The sequence below is a fragment of the Janthinobacterium sp. HH104 genome, assembly GCF_001758715.1.
Classification (GTDB): domain Bacteria; phylum Pseudomonadota; class Gammaproteobacteria; order Burkholderiales; family Burkholderiaceae_D; genus Janthinobacterium; species Janthinobacterium aestuarii.
Genome location: NZ_LRIB01000063.1, coordinates 1 through 18,166 on the forward strand (window position 1 = coordinate 1; position 18,166 = coordinate 18,166).

Consider the following 18,166-nt stretch of genomic DNA (forward strand, 5'->3'; position numbering starts at 1 on the left):
CGCCCGCCTTGCCGAACTCCTTGCTGCGGATGCCCCATTGCGCGCTGGCATTGCGATGCGCCGCGCTGGCGCCAGCGGCGCCATGCCACAAGGGACTGTTGCCGCCCGCCAGATTGCCCTGGCCCGCTACCGCGTGATCGTGTGCGGGCTGGAACACGCCGGCGTCGCCTGGCTCGCCGCCAACACCACCCGGGGTCGGCTTGGTACCGCCCTCGCCCTGGCCGTTGTACAGCGCGCCGACGATGACGGGCCGGTCGATATCGTTTTCCAAAAATTGCACCAGCACTTCCTGGCCGATGCGCGGCAGGAACTGGCTACCCATGCCGCCGCCGGCCGCGCGCTGCGCCACGCGCACCCAGCAGGTCGCGCCCGTTTCCGGCTGCCAGTGAAAGCGGATGCGCACCCGGCCCAGCTTGTCGCAATAAATCTCATCGGCGCCGCTGGCCGCGTCCTGTCCATCGGCTCCCACGACGATGGCGCTCTGGCTGCCGCAGGCGGTCGGTTTCGGATGCTGGCGCAATCCGTTTTCACCGAGCACCGGGCGCCACGGCGTGGCGGCGGGAATCGCTTCCAGATGATTGGCATAGCCGCTGGCCACCGCCTGGGCGATCACCTGCTCGAAGTGTTCGATGTGGCGCAGTCCGAGGTTCAGCGTGCCCAGGCTTTCCTGCAGCAGTTCCGGAATCGGGCCGAACAGTTCAGCCAATCCTTGCCTGGCCGGTGCCGGCAAGTTGTTGACGCCCACGCTGCAGACGCGCAGCACCGTATAAGCCGGGGCCGGCGCATCGCCGCCCGCCCCCTGCAGCGGCCCCTGTGTCAGGCTGAACCGCGTACCGGCGCGCAAGGTGCGCACCGTCGAGCGCGCAACGCAGCGTTCGCTGCGCGCTTCGAGCGCCTGCATCCGCAACAGCGCGTAGCGGCTGGCCTGGGCAGCGTCGGCATAGTAATACTGGCCAGGCGTATCGTAGCTTTCCAGCAATGGCGCATGCTGGCCGCCCACCGCCGTCCGGGTCGGCACGCCGGCCGCGACCGCCTGCTTGGCCTTGTAGTCATAACTGAGCACGGTCGCCAGCGCCGTGTTCAGCGAACGCGCCGTGCTGAACGCCTGCAGCGTATCGCCCTGCTCGCCGGCGCGCGCGCCATGAAAGCGGATGCCGCCGCCGGCCGCGCTGGAAGCATCTTCCGGCACCGCGCTGTCGGCGCTGCTGTCGGCAAACAGCACCAGGCAATGGCCGCCTTCCTGCTCCTCGAAGCGCCATGCCAGTCCTTCTTCGGTCAGCAGGCGGCCAACGAAATCGAGGTCCGATTCGCGGTACTGGCAGCAATAGCTGCGCACCGCGGCGCCATCCATGAACGGACGCGTGTCGTCGCTCCAGCGCCACCGCGCCGCGGGAACGTAGGACTGGAATACGGACTCGATGATCTCGATCACGCTCTTGTCTTGCCAGACTCTGCTGTTACGCACCTGGCCCAACCGCCACAGCCACGGTGTCAGGCGCAGCCGGTAACGCGCCAGGCCGCCGAAGCTGCCCAGCATGGCCGCCTCGCTGACATGGCCGCTGAAGCTGGCGCGGCTGCCATCAAACAGGCTCACTTGCAGCGTGGCCAGCTTGCCCAGCATGGGCGCCAGCGCCAGCTGGGCGCTGGTCGACAGCACGATGACATCGCACGCGCCGGGGGTCTGCAATTGCTCGTCACCGGCGAACGCTTCCACCAGCAAGGGGCCCGCATCCTGTGCGCCGTCGCCTTCCAGCGTGATCTCGTACAAGCGCGTGATGCTGGAGAACGCGCCCAACGCGGCATCCACCTGCTCCAGCTGCGCTGCGCTCATCGCGCGCCTTTCGCCGCAGCCCTGGCCGCCTTGCATAACGGCTTGTCGGTGCGGCCGGCGCAGGTCCTCTGCCGGCAGCTATCGGCGGCCGCCGGTTTCAATTTGCTGCATTGCTGTAACTGGACTTGCAGGCTGGACGGCGCTTTTTTGGGCGGCGTGCCAGCCTGGGCATGCGATACGAGCGCGGCCAGAAGCGCCACGTCGTTTTCCTGTTCCGGCGTGACGGCGGGCTTGGCCGGATCAGCGGGCTTGAGCGGTTTTACTGGCGGTTTTTTCTGCGGCGCGCGCGCCGGCTTGGACGCGCTCTTCTGCGGGCTTTCCAGCGCCTTGCTCAGCACATCCCTGGGGCCGGGCACGGACGCCGGCGCTGGCACTGGCACTGGCAAGTCGGCGCCCAGCATTTCGCTCAAGCTCTGCCGTGGCAGCGCCTGCTGTTCCTCCTCGCGGATGCTGGCTGCGGCGGTGACGGGCGCGGCGGCCACGGCCGGTGTTTCCGGCGCTGGTGCCGTACTGCTCAACGCGGGTTCGGCCACCGCCGCCGCCTCGTGTTGCCCCAGCCAGGCGCCGGTGGCCAGCAGCAACAAAGCGCCGGCCAGCATGCCGCCCCAGATGGGCCACCGGCTGGCGCGCCTGCCTTCATGCGGCACGGGCGCAGGCCGCCTGCCACCTTCGAGATGGTTGAGGATACGGCTGCGGTCGGCCTCGGCCTGTTGCGCGGGCGTCAATAAGCTGGGCCGTGTCGATGGCCGTGGGCTGTCGTCATTGCTTTGCAAAATCTTAACTCCTGTCAATATTTGCAATACCTTACGACAATAAAAAAAAGCGTGACGCATGTTAGGAAATCAACAGTGCGCACCCGGCGCACAATTGAAACTAAGCGTCCGTAATTAGCAAGTTAGTAAGATATACTCACAGGCAATATTAGCGCAAACGCTGGCGCAGCCGCACTCCACTGCCCATGCATGGCGCCTTTTTCAAGCGGGGTGGACGTGTTTCTACTGGCGGTGGCACTCTATTTTTTACTGGCATGCCTGATCAGCTGGCTCGTGCTGTTTCCATCGGGCCGCGAACTGCTGCTGCGGGCGCTGGCGACGGCCGAACAAGGCATCGGGGCACGGCTCGATCGGCTTGCCCGGCGCAGGAACGCCGGCCTGGACACGCTGCGCCGTGGTGGCGCCAGCACCTTGCTCGGCAGCGCGGCGTTCGTGCGCCGCCATTACCTGCTGTTCCTGGGCGGTGCGGCGGTGATGTGTCTGCCACCGGCAATCGCCTTGCTGGCAGGCAGCAAGAGTGTATTGGGCGGCTACGAAGTGTCGACGCGCGAAATGAATACGCAAGTATCGGCCCTGCTGCAAGGCGAACAGCTGGTGCCGCCGGTGGATCTGCCGCCGCTGGTGTTCGCCACCGAGGAAGTACAGCAAGTGCGGCCGATGCTGGTATCGGCCAGCCGCAACTGGACGCTGCTCAATACCGAGTACGCACAAAGGCTGCTGCTGGTGTTCAAGATCATGAAGGAAAAACATGGCTACGACATGGCCATCCTGGAAGGTTACCGCAGTCCGGAACGGCAAAACATGCTGGCCGGCATGGGCAGCAATGTCACCAATGCGGCCGCGTTCCAGAGCTGGCATCAGTATGGCCTGGCGGCCGATTGCGCCTTTTTGCGCGACGGCAAGCTGGTGATCTCGGAAAAAGATCCCTGGGCCATGCGCGGCTATCAGCTGTATGGCGAAGTGGCCGAATCGGTTGGCATGACCTGGGGCGGCCGCTGGAAAATGATGGATTTCGGCCACACGGAACTGCGCGTGCCTGGTGTGATGAAAAAACAACGATGACTTAAGGAGCACATATGGCTGGTCCTGTAATCAGATTGGGTGACAAGACATCGCATGGCGGCAGCGTGCTGGAGGCCTCGGCGGTGACGGACAGCGGCGGCATCGGCATCGCGCGCGTGGGCGACAAGGTTTCGTGCCCGCGGCCTGGCCATGGCACCTGCCCCATCGTCAGCGGCGACGCCAGCTGGATCGTCGATGGCAAGCCGGTGGCCCGCCAGGGCGACAAGACCAGCTGTGGCGCGGTGCTGATCGCCAGCCAGCAAGCCACCACGGATCAGCTATGACGTCGGGCCGCCACTGCAAGGGAGCGCGCTGATGCGCGCGTGGCTGCGGCGCAGCCTGCTGATATTGGCCGTGTTCGCCTTGTGCTGGGGCGGCGCGATCTGGTACTGGCGCACCAGCACGCGCATGCCGTCGACGGGCGACCTGGCCGGCAGCATGCTGGCGTTGCCGCTGGCGCTGCTCATCAGCTGGTGGCTGGGCAAGAAACTGCTGGCCAGGCTGACGGCGCCGGCGGCATCTCCCGCGCTGGCTGACGCCGCCGGGGCGGACGCCGGGGCGCCCGGCAATGCACCTGCGCCGCGCGCGCCGCTGCACCTGGCCGCCGCCGCGCTGCGCATGCCGGGCGGCGCCTCGGCGCCGGAACTGGCGGCCGCGCTGCAAGACAAGCAGCAGCGCCCCGAACTCGACCCGGAACTGACCGACGCGCAAGGCTACCCGGTGATGAGCGCCCGCGTGGCCGATGTCGATGAACATGAGCAGAAGGCACTGCTTGACGACTGGCTGCGGACCCGTCCGGCCGATACGGCGCAGGGCGCAACAGCGCATTTCGATGCCGAACACTTGCGCGCACTGGCGCTGGGCGCGGACGTATTGACCGAACTGATGCAGGAAGCGGCGATGCACACGGAACTCGACGACTACAAGGCGGCGCAACCGCGATCGCGCGCCGCGCTGGCGCTGCCGACCCTGCAGCTGCATCTGCTGTTACCACCCGATTGGGACCAGCCGCAGCGCGACACGGGCGCCGCCTGGCTGCAGGCACAGGCGGAACAGCAAGGCTGGCCTGCCGACAAGCTCGGCGTGCACCTGGCCGGCGACAGCGGGCCGCTGGCGCTGATCGAACAGCTGGCCGCGCAGGCTGCCTTGCAAGAGTTGCCTTGCCTGGCCATCGTGCTGGCCTGCGGTTCGCATATCGGCGAGCTGACCGTGCATGACTGGACCTCGCGCGGCCTGCTGTTCAATGCGGGCCAGCCGGGCGGGCAAATTCCCGGTGAAGGCGCGGCCGGCCTCTTGCTGGCCGACGCGGCCCAGGCGGCGGCGCTGCAGGTGGACACGCCGGTACTGCTGCACCATGCCAGCATGGCCGTGCGTGGCCAGTCGGCGGACAGCCGCGGCCACGGCGATGCCACCTTGCTGACCGAGCTGGGCGGCAAGGCGATGTCGGCGGCGTCTGTCGCCCCGGCCGCGATTACGCGGCTATACGCCGATGCCGACCAGCGCTCGAGCCGCATGATCGAACTGATGAACAATGCCGGCACGCTGCTGCCCGATATCGATCTCAGCAACGACGTACTGAGCGTGGCGGCGGCCTGCGGCCAGAGCGGCCAGGTGGCCACCTTGGCGGCGCTCGTGCTGGCGCGGCACGAGGCGGCCGAGAATGCCAGCCAGGTGCTATGCCTGAGCAACCTCGACGCTTTCCGCCGGGCCGCAGTGGTGGTGGGGCCGGCGGCCCTTGCCCCTGAATCCATCGCAGCGACATGACCCCTCCCTCCACCATGCCTATCAACCTCTCGCCCCTCATACTATGATGCAACGATTCTGGCATTCCATTACTACCCGTTTCAGCCTGTTCGCCATCGGCTTCGTGGCGCTGGCCGCGCTGCTGGCCAGTTGCGCCATCATCTTCGAATGGCCGCTGGTATGGATCGTGCCGCCGCTGGCGCTGGTCCTGCTGGTCGCCAGCGCAGTATGGTGGCTGCAGCGCAGGCGCCGCCAGCGCGATGCCGCACGGTTCGGCGGCATGCTGGAACAGCAGACGGCTGGCGCGGCGCCCAAGGCGGGTCCTACCCAGCGCGAGGAAACCGAAACCATCCGCAAGCGCATGCTCGAAGCGATCGGCACCATCAAGACGTCCAAGCTGGGCCAGCTGTCAGGTGACGCGGCCCTGTATGAGCTGCCCTGGTATATGGTCATCGGCAATCCGGCGGCCGGCAAGAGCACGGCGATCGCCAATTCCGGCCTGCAGTTTCCTTTTGCCGACAGCAAGATCGTGCAAGGCATCGGCGGCACCCGCAATTGCGACTGGTTCTTCACCACCGACGGCATCCTGCTCGACACGGCGGGCCGCTATTCCGTCAACGACGAAGACCGCGCCGAATGGTTCGGCTTCCTGGCGCTGCTGAAAAAACACCGCAAGCGCGCGCCGATCAACGGCATCATCATCGCCGTCAGCATTGCCGAACTGACTGGCAGCCGGCCCGAATTCGCCATCAATCTGGCCAAGAACCTGCGCCAGCGGGTGCAGGAACTGACGGAAAAGCTGGAAGTGCACGCGCCCGTCTACGTGGTGTTCACCAAGGCCGACCTGATTACCGGTTTCAACGAATTCTTCCAGGACACGGAACGGGGCGAACGCGACCGGGTATGGGGCGCCACCCTGCCCTACAGCCAGACCAGTTCCAAACAGGACGTACTGGAGCAGTTCGACCAGCGTTTCGACGAACTGTATGACGGCCTGAAAGAGCTGAGCCTGGCCAGCATGGCGCTGCAGCAGCAGGAACGCATGCCGCCGGGCGTGTTCACCTTCCCGCTCGAGTTCAGCGCGATCAAGGGTTCGCTGCGCGCCTTCATCGCCACCCTGTTCGAGGAAAACCCGTTCCAGTTCAAGCCCGTCATGCGCGGCTTCTATTTCACCAGCGCGTTGCAGGAAGGCATGTCGGTATCGGCCTCGTCGGAACGCGTGGCGCAGCGCTTCGATTTGAAATTGCAGCCGCAGCAACAGAACGCGGTACAGGACCAGCACGGCTATTTCCTGCTCAATCTGTTCCGCAAGGTGATCTTCGCCGACAGGGAGCTGGTCGCCCAGTACGCCAGTCCAGCCAAGACCCGCCTGCGCTACGCCACTTTCTTTGCCGCCACCGCGCTGGTGGGCCTGGCGCTGGCCGGCTGGAGCTGGTCCTACATGGCCAACCGCCAGCTGGTGGCCAACGTGCAGGCCGACCTGGACCAGGCGATCAAGGTGCAGGACAAGCGGCTTGACCTGCAATCGCGTTTCGAAGCGCTGGAAATCATGCAGGACCGGATCGAGCAGCTCGATGCCTACCGCAACAGCCGGCCCATCTCGCTGGGCCTGGGCCTGTATCAGGGGGAACTGCTGGAACGCAAACTGCGCGAAGAATATTTCTCGGGTGTGCGTGAAGTGATGCTGACCCCGGTCGCGCAATCGCTGGAAGCCTTCCTGGCCGAGGTCAATGCCGGCGCCAGCCGCTTGCAGCCGATGGCCAGCACGCCGCAGTCGGGCGCGGTGTCAGCCGGCGCGGCCGCTACCCTGCCCGCGCCAGCCGGCACCCTGGCCGCACCGGTGGCCGCCACGCCGACGCCAGCCCTGGCCAGCGCCCCTGCCGCCGCACCGCCAGCCACGGCGGCCGCCGTCAACCTCGGCGCACAGCAGTTCAAGGACGCCTCGCCGGCCAATGTGGAAGACGCCTATAACGCCCTGAAAACCTATCTGATGCTGAGCGACAAGTCGCGCGCCGAAGCGAGCCACCTGAATGACCAGCTGACCCGTTTCTGGCGGGTCTGGCTCGACAGCAACCGCGGCAGCATGCCGCGCGAACAGATGATACGCAGCGCCGAACGCATGATTTCGTTCTACCTCACCCAGATCAACGACCCATCCTGGCCGCAGGTCGACAGCAAGCTGGCGCTGGTCGACCAGTCGCGCGACAGCCTGCGCCGCGTGGTGCGGGGCATGCCGGCCCGCGAGCGCGTGTACGCTGACGTCAAGGCGCGCGCCGCCACGCGCTTCGCCTCGATGACGGTGGCGCGCATTGTCGGCGAGCAGGACAAGGAACTGGTGCTGGGCAGCTACGCCATTCCCGGCACGTTTACGCGCGACGCCTGGGAACAATTCATCCAGCAAGCCTTCCAGGAGGCGGCCAACCGCGAACTGCAAAGCGCCGACTGGGTGCTGAAAACGGCGTCGAAGGACGATCTGACCCTCGAAGGCAGCCCGGAGCAGATCCAGAAAGCGCTGGTCGAACTGTATAAAACGGACTACGCCAAGGAATGGCAGAAATTCATCCAGGGCGTCAGCATCCGCGAGTTGAACGGCTTCGACAACGCGGCGGCGGCCATGAACCGGCTCGGCGACCCGCAAACCTCGCCGATCAACAAGCTGATCGAAACGGTGTACAAGGAAACCTCGTGGGACAACCCCTCGCTGCTGGGCCAGGGCTTGCAGCGGGCCCAGCGCGGCATGATGGGCTGGTTCAAGGAAACCATCCTGCGCCAGAAACCGTCCGGCATCAACGTCAATATCGGCAGCGGCGCGCCCGCCGCCGGCGCCTTGCCGATGGGGCCGGTGGGCCGCGAGTTTTCCGGTGTGGCCCGCCTGGTGGTGACCAAGGACAAGGACGCTTCGCTGATGCGCGGCTACATGGATGCGCTGTCGAAGCTGCGCGCCCGCTTCAACCAGATCAAGAACCAGGGCGATACGGGCCCCGGCGCCAAGCAGTTCATGCAGCAGACGCTGGACGGCACCGGTTCGGAACTGGCCGATGCGCTCAAATACGTGGATGAACAGATGCTGACCGGCATGACCGATGCGCAAAAGCAGGCCATCCGGCCGCTGCTGGTACGCCCGCTGATGCAAACGTTCGCCGTCATCATCAAGCCGACCGAGACGGAAATCAACAAGGTCTGGCTGGCGCAGGTACTCGAACCGTTCCAGAAAACCCTGGCGCCCAAGTATCCGTTTGCGCCCGCCTCGGGTAGCGAGGCCAGCAATGCCGATATCGGCCAGGTGTTCGGGCCAGAAGGCAGCATCGCCAAGTTCTTCAATACCACCATCGGCCCGCTGGTGGTGCGCCGTGGCGATTCGCTCAGCGCCAAGACCTGGGCCAACATGGGCATCGGCCTGGCGCCGTCCGTGGTGGCCAGCTTCCCCGGCTGGATCGCCCCGCTCAGCGCCAACGGCGTGGCCACGGCGGCCGGCGCCGGCGAAGCGCAGACCCGTTTCGACCTGCAGGCGCTGGCCGCCACCGGCGCCACCGAGTACACGATCGAGATCGACGGCCAGGCGCTGCGCTGGCGCGGCCAGCCGCAGCCGTGGATCCATATGGTCTGGCCGAATCCGCAAGGTACGCCCGGCGCGCGCATCAGCGCCATCACGCCGGAAGGCCGCACGGTCGTGTTGCTCAACGAGCCTGGCCATTTCGGCCTGAAGAAAATGATCGATTCTGCCAAGCGCAAGCGCAAGGATGGCGGCGTATTCGAACTGAGCTGGGAAAACAGCGGCGTGAGCGTGGCGGCCAACCTGAAGATCGTCGCCACTCCGGCGCCGGTTGCGGCACCGGCCACCGCCTCGGGCGCTGCGGGCTTCCGCGGCCTGAAGCTGCCGGAAATCGTGGCCCAGAGCGTTCCGGCCGTCAACACTCCCGCGCCGGCAGGCGCCACCGCGGCCAATGCCGCCGTCGCGCCATGAACCGCACCACCGCCACCCCGATCGGCTATTTCGGCAAGCTGCCCAGCCGCGGCGACTTCGTCAAAGCCAGCGACAACCCGGCCCTGCTGAAGATCCTCGACGACTGGCTGGCGCAGGCGATGGACCTGCTCAGCGCCGACGCGCGCTGGAAGCTGACCTACGATGCGCTGCCGCCCATGCATTTCGCCTTTATCGGCCCGCGCCGTGGACGCGCCATCGCCGGCCATATCGCCGCCAGCAGCGATGCCTCGTCGCGCCGTTTTCCCTTCCTGATGATGAGCACCATGGAAGTGGACCAGCCGGCCGCGTTTGTCGCCAACAGTCCGCTGGTGCTGTCGCGCCTGTGGAACCGTTTTGAGGCGCTCAGCAACGACATGCGCGGCCCCGATGCGGGCAACGCGCTGCACGCGGCCAGCCATGCCAGCATCGACCTCGACCTGCGCGCCGCCGCCTATGAAGCCACCTTCAACGACTTCCTCGACATGCAGACCGTGGGCGAACTCGACGCGCTGCTGGCGCCCACCGGTTTCACGGGCACGGTGCGGCAGGTGCTGCTGGCGCTGGGCCTGCTGCTGCAGCCGGTGATGGCCAGCAGTTCCAGCCGGCTGGAGAAAAGCCTCGAATTACCGCTGCCGGCCGACCCGCTGTACCGCAACATGGTGGCGGCGTTCTGGATGCACCTGATCACGCCGTTCCTGGCGCGCGCCGACTTCGAGCTGGCGCTGTTCATCACCCGGCTGCGCGGCCGCCAGACGCTGGTGCTGGGATTTTCCGGCGCGTCGGCGCAGACCCTGCATGTGCTGATGAACCCGCAAGCGGCGCTCGATCAGCATATCGCGTTCGACGACCTGGACTGGGTCGAGGAACAGGTCGGCAGCGACTATGCGATCAAGAAAGTGTCGACCTATCTGGCGCAAGCCAATCTCTCGCTCAAATCGGCGCACGATTCCTTGCGCGCCGCCTTTATCGGAACCTGACCATGCGCCTATCCCGTATCGTTCTCTTCCTCGGCATGGCGCTGGCCGCCATGTCCGCTTCGGCGCAAGCGCCCACAGCGATACCCACGGCCGCCACGCCGCAGCCAGGCCAGGTGCTGGCCGCCGGTACCGTGCCAGACGAAGCGAGCAAGGCGGCCGTGCTGGTGCGCCTGCGTGAGCTGTACGGCGCCGACAAGGTGGTCGACCAGATCGCCGTCGGCCAGGTGGTGCTGCCCGCCGACTGGAACGCGTATGTGCAAAAGCTGCTGTCGCCCAACCTCAAGCAAATCAGCCGCGGCCAGTTGAAAATCGACGGCAGCGTCGTCAGCGTGCGCGGCGAAGTGGCGAACGAGGCGCAGCGGCAGAAAATCGCCAGCGATATCGCCACCAGCCTCAACCCCACCTACACCGTCAACAATGGCCTGCGCGTGTCGGCCAGCGAGCAAGGCGTGCTCGACACAACCCTGGCCAACCGCACGATCGAGTTTGAAAGCGGCAAGGCCACCTTGACGCCGTCGGGCCGCGCCATCCTCGATGAAATGGCGGCAGCCATGCAAAAGCTGGCCGGCCGCAAGGTCGAGATCATCGGCCATACCGACAACCAGGGCTTGCGCGCCAGTAACCAGAGCCTGAGCCAGGCGCGGGCCGAGGCCGTCAAATTCCACTTGGCATCGAAAGGCATCCACAGCGACCTGCTGACGGCATCGGGCCAGGGCTCTGACCGGCCGATCGCCAGCAACGACACGGCGGACGGGCGCGCCCGCAACCGGCGCATTGAATTTCGCATGGCGCAATAACCATCCATCAGAGGACCACATGTTTTCAGCCGAACAGTTATTACTTCCGATCAGCAATGAACAACCGGCAGGCGTGGACCTGGCGTTTTCGCCCGAACTCGACGCGATCACGTTGGCGCGCAAGTTCGACGACCCCACGCTCGACCAGGGCGAATGGGTTGCCGACCTGAAGGAGGCCGACTGGGACTTCGTCGTGCGCAGTTGCGCCGGCCTGCTTGCCGGCAGCAGCAAGGATCTGCGCCTGGCCGTCTGGCTGACCGAAGCGGGCACCAAGCGCCACCACCTGCGCGGCATGGCCGAAGGCTTGCTGGTGCTGGCGGGGCTGTGCGAAAAATTCTGGGACCGGGGCCTGTTCCCCGAAGCCGAGGACGGCGACCAGGAGCAGCGCATCGGCAACCTCAGCTGGATACTCTCGCGCATCCCGGCGCTGCTGCGCGAAGTGCCCATCACGGGCGGCCCGGGCGGCGCTTTTTCCACCATCGATTTCGAGACCGCGCGGCGCCAGGCCGCCCCGGGGGATTCCGCCAGGCAGCATGAGGGCGTCAAGCTGTCCGATATGGAAGCGGCGCGGCGCAACAACTCGGCCGCCTTTTGCGCCAGTTTCGCCGTCGACGCGCAAGATTGCCTGGAAGCGCTGCGCAAGCTTGAAAGAGTCGTCGACGCCCGGCTGGGCAACGACAGCCCGGCCTTTTCCACGGCACGCGAAGCCGTCGAAGCGATGCTGCGCGTAATGCCCTCCAGTGCCGGCGTGGCGCCCGCCGCGCCCGCCGCTGCGGCGGATGGCGGTGTGGCCATTGCTGAAAGCGCGATGGCGCCGGCCGTGCCGGCGATCCCGGCCGGACCGCCAGGCACCATCACCACGCGTGCACAGGCGATCGAGCAACTACGCGCCGTGGCGCAATTCTTCCGCCGCAGCGAACCGCACAGCCCCGTCTCCTATTTTGCCGACAAGGCCGCCAATGCGGCCGACCAGGATTTGCACAGCTGGCTGCGTTCGGTGGTCAAGGATGCCGGTTCGCTGGCGCATATTGAAGAGCTGCTGGGTGTGCAACCGCCCGGCAATGGCTAAGATCCATGCCTCTGGCGGTGCCTCTGCCGCCGCCAGAGGCAGCTGTACCTGAATCCGTCTTATTTCGTTTTTTCCCGGTCTTGCTCGATCCAGCGCTTTTTCAGCTGCTCCAGCAACTCGGCCTCTGCATTCGCGTACTTCAAAATGACTTTTTTTTCTGCCTCATAATAAAGCCGGGCTTCCTGGCTGGCTTGCTGCATGGCATTTTTCGCGGTTTTGACTGCGTGGTTCAATTTCTTTTCCGCCTCCACCCCGGCATCGTGCACCTCGTGACCGGCGCGGGTGGCGCCATCGACGATCATCCGGCTCGTTTCCCTGTACGTTTCCACCGCCTGCCGTTCCAGCCGCTTTTCGGCCTCGGACACCGCCCGCGCGGTGGCAGCGATCTTTCTGCGCGCCACCCGGTAGGTGCTGACGGTGTAGCCATACAGCTTCTGGAAGTAGGTCACGGCCGCATCGCCCGCTGCCTTGACGGCCTTCAGCGATTCATTGGCGATATTCGACATGTTCGAATAATCATCGCTTTGCACGAAAACGTGGCGGAAGCGGCCATAGCCGCCGGTCAGCCATACCGGCTCGTGCTTGCCCAAGATGCGAAAGCCGGCGCGCGAATCGTGCACATAATCCTCAAACAGCGTGACGCAGCCAGCCGGCGGCTGCGCGCCTTCCGTCATGATTTTCAAAAACCGCTCTTCCCAGTCGCTTAACGGGTCTTTTCCTTCTTCGACAAACAGCATGCCAGCTGGGCTGACGCGATGCAAGACCGTCTTGGCGCGTTCATTGAGCCATCCCGACAAGGTCGCGTTGGCATTCTTTCGTTCGCGCCAGGAGCGCAGATATACCCCCAGATCGCTATCGGCCTCCAGCAAGTCTTTCTGGCCCGGCTTATCCGACTCCTTGAAAAAACGCTTGGTCTTCAATTGCGCTTTTCCCTGCGCGTGCAACATGCCGCGCCAGCGCAGATATTGTTTTGTATGCGCCTCGGTAAAGGTCTTCACGTCAGCGCCCTTGATGCCGTTATGCGTCAGCCAGTTGTTGTAGGAGGCGATCAGTCTTGGGTCGGTGGAAAAAGACTTTCGAACAGCAACACGCTGTTTTTCGTTCATTTCTTTGATCGTCAATAACGGCACTCCCGCTTTGAGGGCGGCGAAATGCATGTCGATCAACGGTATCTGCGACAAGTGAGGTGAGGGCCCCCAGGCCGGCATGGATCGGCCCTGCTCTCCCGGGTAATAACCGCCGCCCACATCGGAATGCATGCCGGGATATCCTACATTACCCCGTCCAGTTGCCGATTCCAACGGAAAACTCGCGCGTTGTTCATGCAGAGCAATAAAGTGGGCACATTCTTCGACTACTGGATGGATGCTCTGCGTTCCATCTCCCCAAGCCATATGACCAAAGGTGACTGGTGTCACATCACCCACACCTACTGCCGCAACGGTATCAAAAATTCCCAGGAAACCTATCCGAATGGGTACGCCGGCAAGCTCAAATGCGCCATTTTCCCGTTCAAATATCTGATGCAGCCAATGTGCACTGGCACGCGCTTCGGCCGCGCCACGGGAAAAACCGAAAATGGAAACATTAATTTGCTTTACCTTGCGCTGATGGGTTTTTACGACCTTTGCAAGACGCTCTTCCAGAGCGGTCAACATTGCCCAGCGCCGCACGCCCTCTTTACCCAGCAGCATCTGAGAACTCATCAAGTTAACCAGCACCCGCTGTGTGTCGGACTCAATTAAGTTGGAGCCGGTCAAGTATGAATGCACTGCATTGAACAGCGAGGTAATGCCCCAGTTTATTCTATCGGCGCCCATATAGCCAAATCCACCGCCAGCATTATCGGTAAGGGCTGAAATAGTGTCACCAATAGCAGCAAACGGAGTTCCTACACCTGGCATATAGACACTAAAATATCCATTTCTCTCTTGCTCAAGATGCGCATCCCACAACTTGGCAACGTTGCTGTGCTTGTTCCGTTGCCGCTGTGTAAGATTTTTCGGATTGACAACGGGATCAACCTGCCTCCACGCAGCATTATTTCCGCTCCCATCATAAAACAGCCCGATATAAACTTGCCCTTGGCATTCAGTTTTGTGAGGTGATCTAACACATGCCATGGCTTTTGCACGTTGTGACGATTCTTTTGCCGTGAGCCTGCGACGCCCATCCAAGGGGGCTTTACGTCCAGTATAAATAATAGACATTATATAAGCTCCATGAACAATTTTTTTGGAATTACTCCCATATAATCTCCAATGGCACACCTGGCTCAAGCTCTGCCTCCTTGCCTGAGAGTGGATACTTTCTGTGCCCTAATGCATATTTAGTTACAAATACCTTATAATTTCCATTGTGCAGAAAATGTACTATAAATCTTCCAGCATCGCTTGAGACATACTTAGGCACTGGGACGGTTTTTTCCACACTAATTTCTTTTCCATTTTTTATGGTACTCATGCGGATTGTTGCCGTCATTCCCGGCTGCCATACTGCTGGAATTGCAAGACAACAAGTGTATCCGCCGCCACCGGAACCCGCATCGAGATAACCGACCTCCACTTCCGACCCTGTCGACAAGGTCACTAAGTAACCCCCAATCCCATGTTCGGTATGATTATATCCACTTACATTGACTGGTAACATCATCTTTCCCTTGCCACAAGCCATATTTGAAAACAAAAGAAACCCACATAAAAGGACACAATAAAATCGTTTTCCCAATAAATTCATCATAACCTCTCAAGAATAAAAATAATTCATCGCAAATAACATTCATATCAGAAAAATTATTCCCAAATTATCTCAAGCGGCTCGCCTTGCTGCAATTCAGCCTCTTTTCCATAAAGAGGATATTTTCGATGTCCCAGCAGGTATCTGGTCACAAATACTTTATAACTTCCATTGTGCAGAAAATGTACAATGAACATCCCAGCATCGCCAGCAGTGTACTTTGGCACCGGAACACTTTCTTCCACATGAATTTCTTTGCCATTTCCTATTGAACTCATGATGATATTTGCAGTCATTCCCGGACGCCATATTGTCGGCAGGGAAAGGCAGCAAGTCATCCCTCCTCCACCTTTTCCAGGAGCAAGGAATCCGGCTTCCACCCTTGACCCATTTGATAGCGTCACGACATATCCACCGATTCCATTCTCGGTATGATTGTAGGCGCTCAAATTGACTGTCAAGTCCATTTTTTCCTTGCCACATGCCGTATTTGAAAATGCCATAAAAATACATAAAAATACATTGATTAAATTTCTTGGAAATAGCCTTTTTATCATCTGAGTTCCTGAAATTCATTGACCAAATACATCCCGAGATTGAAATGAAAATTACATCAACCTTAGATGTAACTTATCCCTTGGGTTCATACGTCTCCCACAGCGGCGGCCCCGCTTCCCAAACGGATTTCGGCAACGCTTGCAGCGCGTCGTAAAAAGCGTCCAGCGATGCGGGTGGGTTTTTCATGAATTCAACAAACAAGGGCTGTTCCATTGCCTTGCCAGAGGTGTACAGCGCCAGCAAGACATATTGCGTTTGCCGGTCGAGGTCATCGATCCCGGCATCGAGCGCGCGCTGCTGGTATTTCGCGACAAAGGCGTTCAGGACGCGCGGCGGCGTGTCATTGGTTTCATCGGTGATCACGCGCCGCAAATGGCTGACCAGGTTGGCGGTGTCGGCCGGTTTCAGCTTGGCGTGCTTGACGGCGCTTGACGCCTGCGGCGCGGCTTTTACCGCTGTCTGCGCCGCGACGTTGCCGCTGGCAATCACCAAGGCCAAACTCAGGCATAGTGCCAGCGCCGGGAGCCGGTCAAGCTTCAAGTTGAATGCCCCACAAGGGCGGACCGGCTTCCCATACGTCGTCGGACAAGGCTTGCATGGCTTCATAGAAACTTTCGATAGAGGTGGGTGGGTCTTGCATGAGGGCGATGAAATCGGGGTGTTCGATGCCGGCGCCGGAGGTGTACAGGGCCAGCAGCAGGTATTGCGTCTGGCGGTCCAGGTCGTCGATGCCGGCGGCCAGGGCGCGCTGCTGGTAGCGGGCAACGAATTCGTACAGCAGCCGGGGCGGGGTATCGTTGGTTTCGTCCGTGATCACCCGCCGTAAATGACTGATCAGCGTATCGGCGTCACCGGCATCGACCAGCATGCCGTATTGCGCATCGTCCAGGTGGATGAGCGGCGAGCCCATCAGCACAGCGTCCGGCGCAGCACCGGCGGTGTCGACATCGAGCAGGACGGCAACGTCACCAAAACGGTTGATGTACTGCAAACTCAACAGTCCCGCCACAAACTGCTCGCGCTGTAGCGGCTCCAGGCAGGCCAGCCAGACGGGCAGGATGCGCGTGTCGTACCAGCGCAGCATCATCTGCTGCTCGTCACTCAGGCCGACGGCGTGAAACTGGCGCAAATGCCGCGCCAGTTCGGGCAAGGGCCACGGACTTTCCATCCAGCTCAGGCAAGGTGCGCCATAACCGAGTTTTTCGGCCCAGTCGCAGACTTTCTCCAGCATGGCAGGCGCAAGGCCGGACAGCGATATCAGCAGCGGCGCGATCTCGGGCAGGCTCGCTTCATGGGTTTCCTCGAACAGCGAGGCATACGGCACTTTCCAGCGCTGCAGCGTCAGGTGGCTGTTTTCGGCCTGCGCACTGTCAAGCAGCAAATAAGGCAGGCGTTGCCGCCCAAGACTGGCCCGGACCCAGCCGTGCAATGCCGAAACGCTGCCGGGCGTCACCGCAGTACTCCCGCTGCACCCTGTTGCATGGCGCTCAAAATGCAGCTTTTACAAGTGCTCGATGGCAGCGGCGGCATCACATACGGCGCGCGCGTGGGGCCGATAAAACTCTTCTTGCCTGCAAATACGGTGATCTTGCCCGGACACTGGATCGTGATGTTGCCGCCTTCGATCGTGATGTTGGCACCGCCCGCCGTCGACAAACGGATGCTTTTCAGCGCTGCCCAGTCGACATGCGCGTTGGCGCTGATGACGTTGACCTCGTCGCGCGCCTGGAGCCGCAAGGTATCGCCTTGCGCCTGCGCGTCGATGGTGCCCTGGGCGGCAATCAGCTGCACCCCGGCATCACCCTCCCCGGCCTTCATCGCGCCGCCCAGCATGCCGATGGCCTGGCCCGTGTGCAATCGCCACTGGCCACCGCTGCTCCATTGCGTGTCCTGCCCGCTCATCAGGATGACGCTCTCGCCATTGGCCAGCTGCAGGTCTTGGCCGGCGATCAGGCCCAGGTCAGCCTTGGCGGCAATGGCGATCAGCGAGTCCTTGGTGTGCGGCAGTTGTTCGTGCATGCCCGCCACGCTGGCCTGCATGGCTTTCAGGGGCGCCGCCTGCTCGTCGAGTTCGCTGGCATTGGCGGCGCTGGCGCCGACATGGCTGGCGTAGGCCACCGTTTGATGCGTTTGTGCGGCCTGGCTGAAGGTGTCGCCCAGCAGTACAGCCTGCTTCAACAATGCCATGCCACCGGCATTGTCGCCGGCCGGATCGCGTTGCGCGGCCTCGTGCCTGAGCACATAGCTGCTCACCAGCAAGCCCGCCTTGGCCCGCACCGCGCCATACGCATCGGTGCGCAACTCGGCACCGGCGCCGCGCAGGCTGCCCCGGTAATTGTCGGCACCATGGATCAGGTGGCCAAGAGTGAGTTCGCTGGCCGCATGGCTGCTTTTCAGTTGCACCCGGCCCTGGCTGTCGGTGTCGTCGAACAGCAGCTGGTTGTAGCCCGCCGCGCCTCCAGCCTTGCCGAACTCCTTGCTGCGGATGCCCCACTGCGCGCTGGCATTGCGATGGCCGGCGCTAGCGGCGGATGCCCCGTGCCACAGCGGACTGTTGCCGCCCGCCAGATTGCCCTGGCCCGCCACAGCGTGATCGTGTGACGGCTGGAACACGCCGGCGTCGCCAGGCTCGCCGCCAATACCGCCCGGGGTCGGT

The 18,166-nt window shown here is 62.8% G+C and carries 15 protein-coding genes; 7 read left to right on the top strand and 8 right to left on the bottom strand.

What is annotated here, in order from left to right:
- Both JAB6_RS27800 and JAB6_RS27805 read right to left on the bottom strand, forming a co-directional pair.
- A partial coding sequence (locus tag JAB6_RS27800) for a type VI secretion system Vgr family protein (protein WP_139143537.1) occupies window positions 1-1,831 on the bottom strand: 1,831 nt, incomplete at its 3' end.
- Window positions 1,828-2,604, bottom strand: coding sequence for a hypothetical protein (locus tag JAB6_RS27805; protein WP_139143538.1), 777 nt, complete (start codon window positions 2,602-2,604; stop codon window positions 1,828-1,830). The genes JAB6_RS27805 and JAB6_RS27800, both read right to left, overlap by 4 nt.
- A 216-nt stretch (window positions 2,605-2,820) precedes the next feature.
- On the opposite strand from JAB6_RS27805, the gene JAB6_RS27810 reads away from it, so the two are divergent.
- Genes JAB6_RS27810 through tssA form a run of 7 tightly spaced genes read left to right on the top strand, consistent with a single transcriptional unit; the run spans window position 2,821 to window position 12,216 of the window.
- Window positions 2,821-3,666, top strand: coding sequence for a M15 family metallopeptidase (locus JAB6_RS27810; RefSeq protein WP_070306086.1), 846 nt, complete (start codon window positions 2,821-2,823; stop codon window positions 3,664-3,666).
- A gap of 14 nt (window positions 3,667-3,680) precedes the next feature.
- Complete coding sequence (locus JAB6_RS27815) at window positions 3,681-3,950, top strand: PAAR domain-containing protein (RefSeq protein ID WP_034754859.1); 270 nt, start codon at window positions 3,681-3,683, stop codon at window positions 3,948-3,950.
- 31 nt (window positions 3,951-3,981) lie between these two features.
- Window positions 3,982-5,430 (top strand): hypothetical protein, encoded by a 1,449-nt coding sequence (locus tag JAB6_RS27820; protein WP_070306068.1) that lies wholly within the window; start codon window positions 3,982-3,984, stop codon window positions 5,428-5,430.
- A 46-nt stretch (window positions 5,431-5,476) separates the two neighbouring features.
- On the top strand, window positions 5,477-9,373 hold the full coding sequence (tssM, locus tag JAB6_RS27825) for a type VI secretion system membrane subunit TssM (RefSeq protein ID WP_083293102.1): 3,897 nt from the start codon (window positions 5,477-5,479) through the stop codon (window positions 9,371-9,373).
- Window positions 9,370-10,350 (top strand): type VI secretion system-associated protein TagF, encoded by a 981-nt coding sequence (gene tagF / locus JAB6_RS27830; RefSeq protein WP_070306072.1) that lies wholly within the window; start codon window positions 9,370-9,372, stop codon window positions 10,348-10,350. Before tssM ends, tagF begins: the two co-directional genes overlap by 4 nt.
- Window positions 10,351-10,352: 2 nt before the next feature.
- Window positions 10,353-11,147, top strand: a complete 795-nt coding sequence (locus JAB6_RS27835; protein ID WP_070306074.1) for an OmpA family protein — start codon at window positions 10,353-10,355, stop codon at window positions 11,145-11,147.
- A gap of 19 nt (window positions 11,148-11,166) precedes the next feature.
- Entirely contained in the window at window positions 11,167-12,216 is a 1,050-nt protein-coding gene (tssA, locus tag JAB6_RS27840) for a type VI secretion system protein TssA (protein ID WP_070306076.1), read from the top strand.
- A 59-nt stretch (window positions 12,217-12,275) separates the two neighbouring features.
- Here the strand turns inward: tssA and JAB6_RS28785 are convergent, their stop codons facing one another.
- The 6 genes from JAB6_RS28785 to JAB6_RS27865 all read right to left on the bottom strand — a co-directional run.
- Complete coding sequence (locus JAB6_RS28785) at window positions 12,276-14,426, bottom strand: DUF2235 domain-containing protein (protein WP_083293094.1); 2,151 nt, start codon at window positions 14,424-14,426, stop codon at window positions 12,276-12,278.
- Window positions 14,427-14,457: 31 nt separating this feature from the next.
- A complete protein-coding gene (locus tag JAB6_RS28790; protein WP_139143539.1) occupies window positions 14,458-14,955 on the bottom strand; it encodes a DUF3304 domain-containing protein in 498 nt (165 codons plus the stop codon).
- Window positions 14,956-15,008: 53 nt separating this feature from the next.
- A complete protein-coding gene (locus JAB6_RS28795) occupies window positions 15,009-15,509 on the bottom strand; it encodes a DUF3304 domain-containing protein (RefSeq protein WP_083293098.1) in 501 nt (166 codons plus the stop codon).
- 73 nt (window positions 15,510-15,582) lie between these two features.
- Window positions 15,583-16,002, bottom strand: a complete 420-nt coding sequence (locus JAB6_RS27855) for a hypothetical protein (protein ID WP_139143540.1) — start codon at window positions 16,000-16,002, stop codon at window positions 15,583-15,585.
- Between the two features lie 37 nt (window positions 16,003-16,039).
- A complete protein-coding gene (locus JAB6_RS27860; protein ID WP_175444631.1) occupies window positions 16,040-16,891 on the bottom strand; it encodes a DUF4123 domain-containing protein in 852 nt (283 codons plus the stop codon).
- A 68-nt stretch (window positions 16,892-16,959) separates the two neighbouring features.
- Window positions 16,960-18,166 (bottom strand): type VI secretion system Vgr family protein (locus JAB6_RS27865; RefSeq protein WP_139143542.1); only part of this gene is annotated, 1,207 nt, incomplete at its 5' end.

Coding starts and splice junctions, on each gene's coding strand:
- JAB6_RS27815 (WP_034754859.1), top strand. CDS start 3,681: ATGGCTGGTCCTGTAATCAGATTGGGTGACAAGACATCGCATGGCGGC.
- JAB6_RS27820 (WP_070306068.1), top strand. CDS start 3,982: ATGCGCGCGTGGCTGCGGCGCAGCCTGCTGATATTGGCCGTGTTCGCC.
- tssM (WP_083293102.1), top strand. CDS start 5,477: ATGCAACGATTCTGGCATTCCATTACTACCCGTTTCAGCCTGTTCGCC.
- tagF (WP_070306072.1), top strand. CDS start 9,370: ATGAACCGCACCACCGCCACCCCGATCGGCTATTTCGGCAAGCTGCCC.
- JAB6_RS27835 (WP_070306074.1), top strand. CDS start 10,353: ATGCGCCTATCCCGTATCGTTCTCTTCCTCGGCATGGCGCTGGCCGCC.
- tssA (WP_070306076.1), top strand. CDS start 11,167: ATGTTTTCAGCCGAACAGTTATTACTTCCGATCAGCAATGAACAACCG.
- JAB6_RS28785 (WP_083293094.1), bottom strand. CDS start 14,426: ATGTCTATTATTTATACTGGACGTAAAGCCCCCTTGGATGGGCGTCGC.
- JAB6_RS28790 (WP_139143539.1), bottom strand. CDS start 14,955: ATGATGAATTTATTGGGAAAACGATTTTATTGTGTCCTTTTATGTGGG.
- JAB6_RS28795 (WP_083293098.1), bottom strand. CDS start 15,509: ATGATAAAAAGGCTATTTCCAAGAAATTTAATCAATGTATTTTTATGT.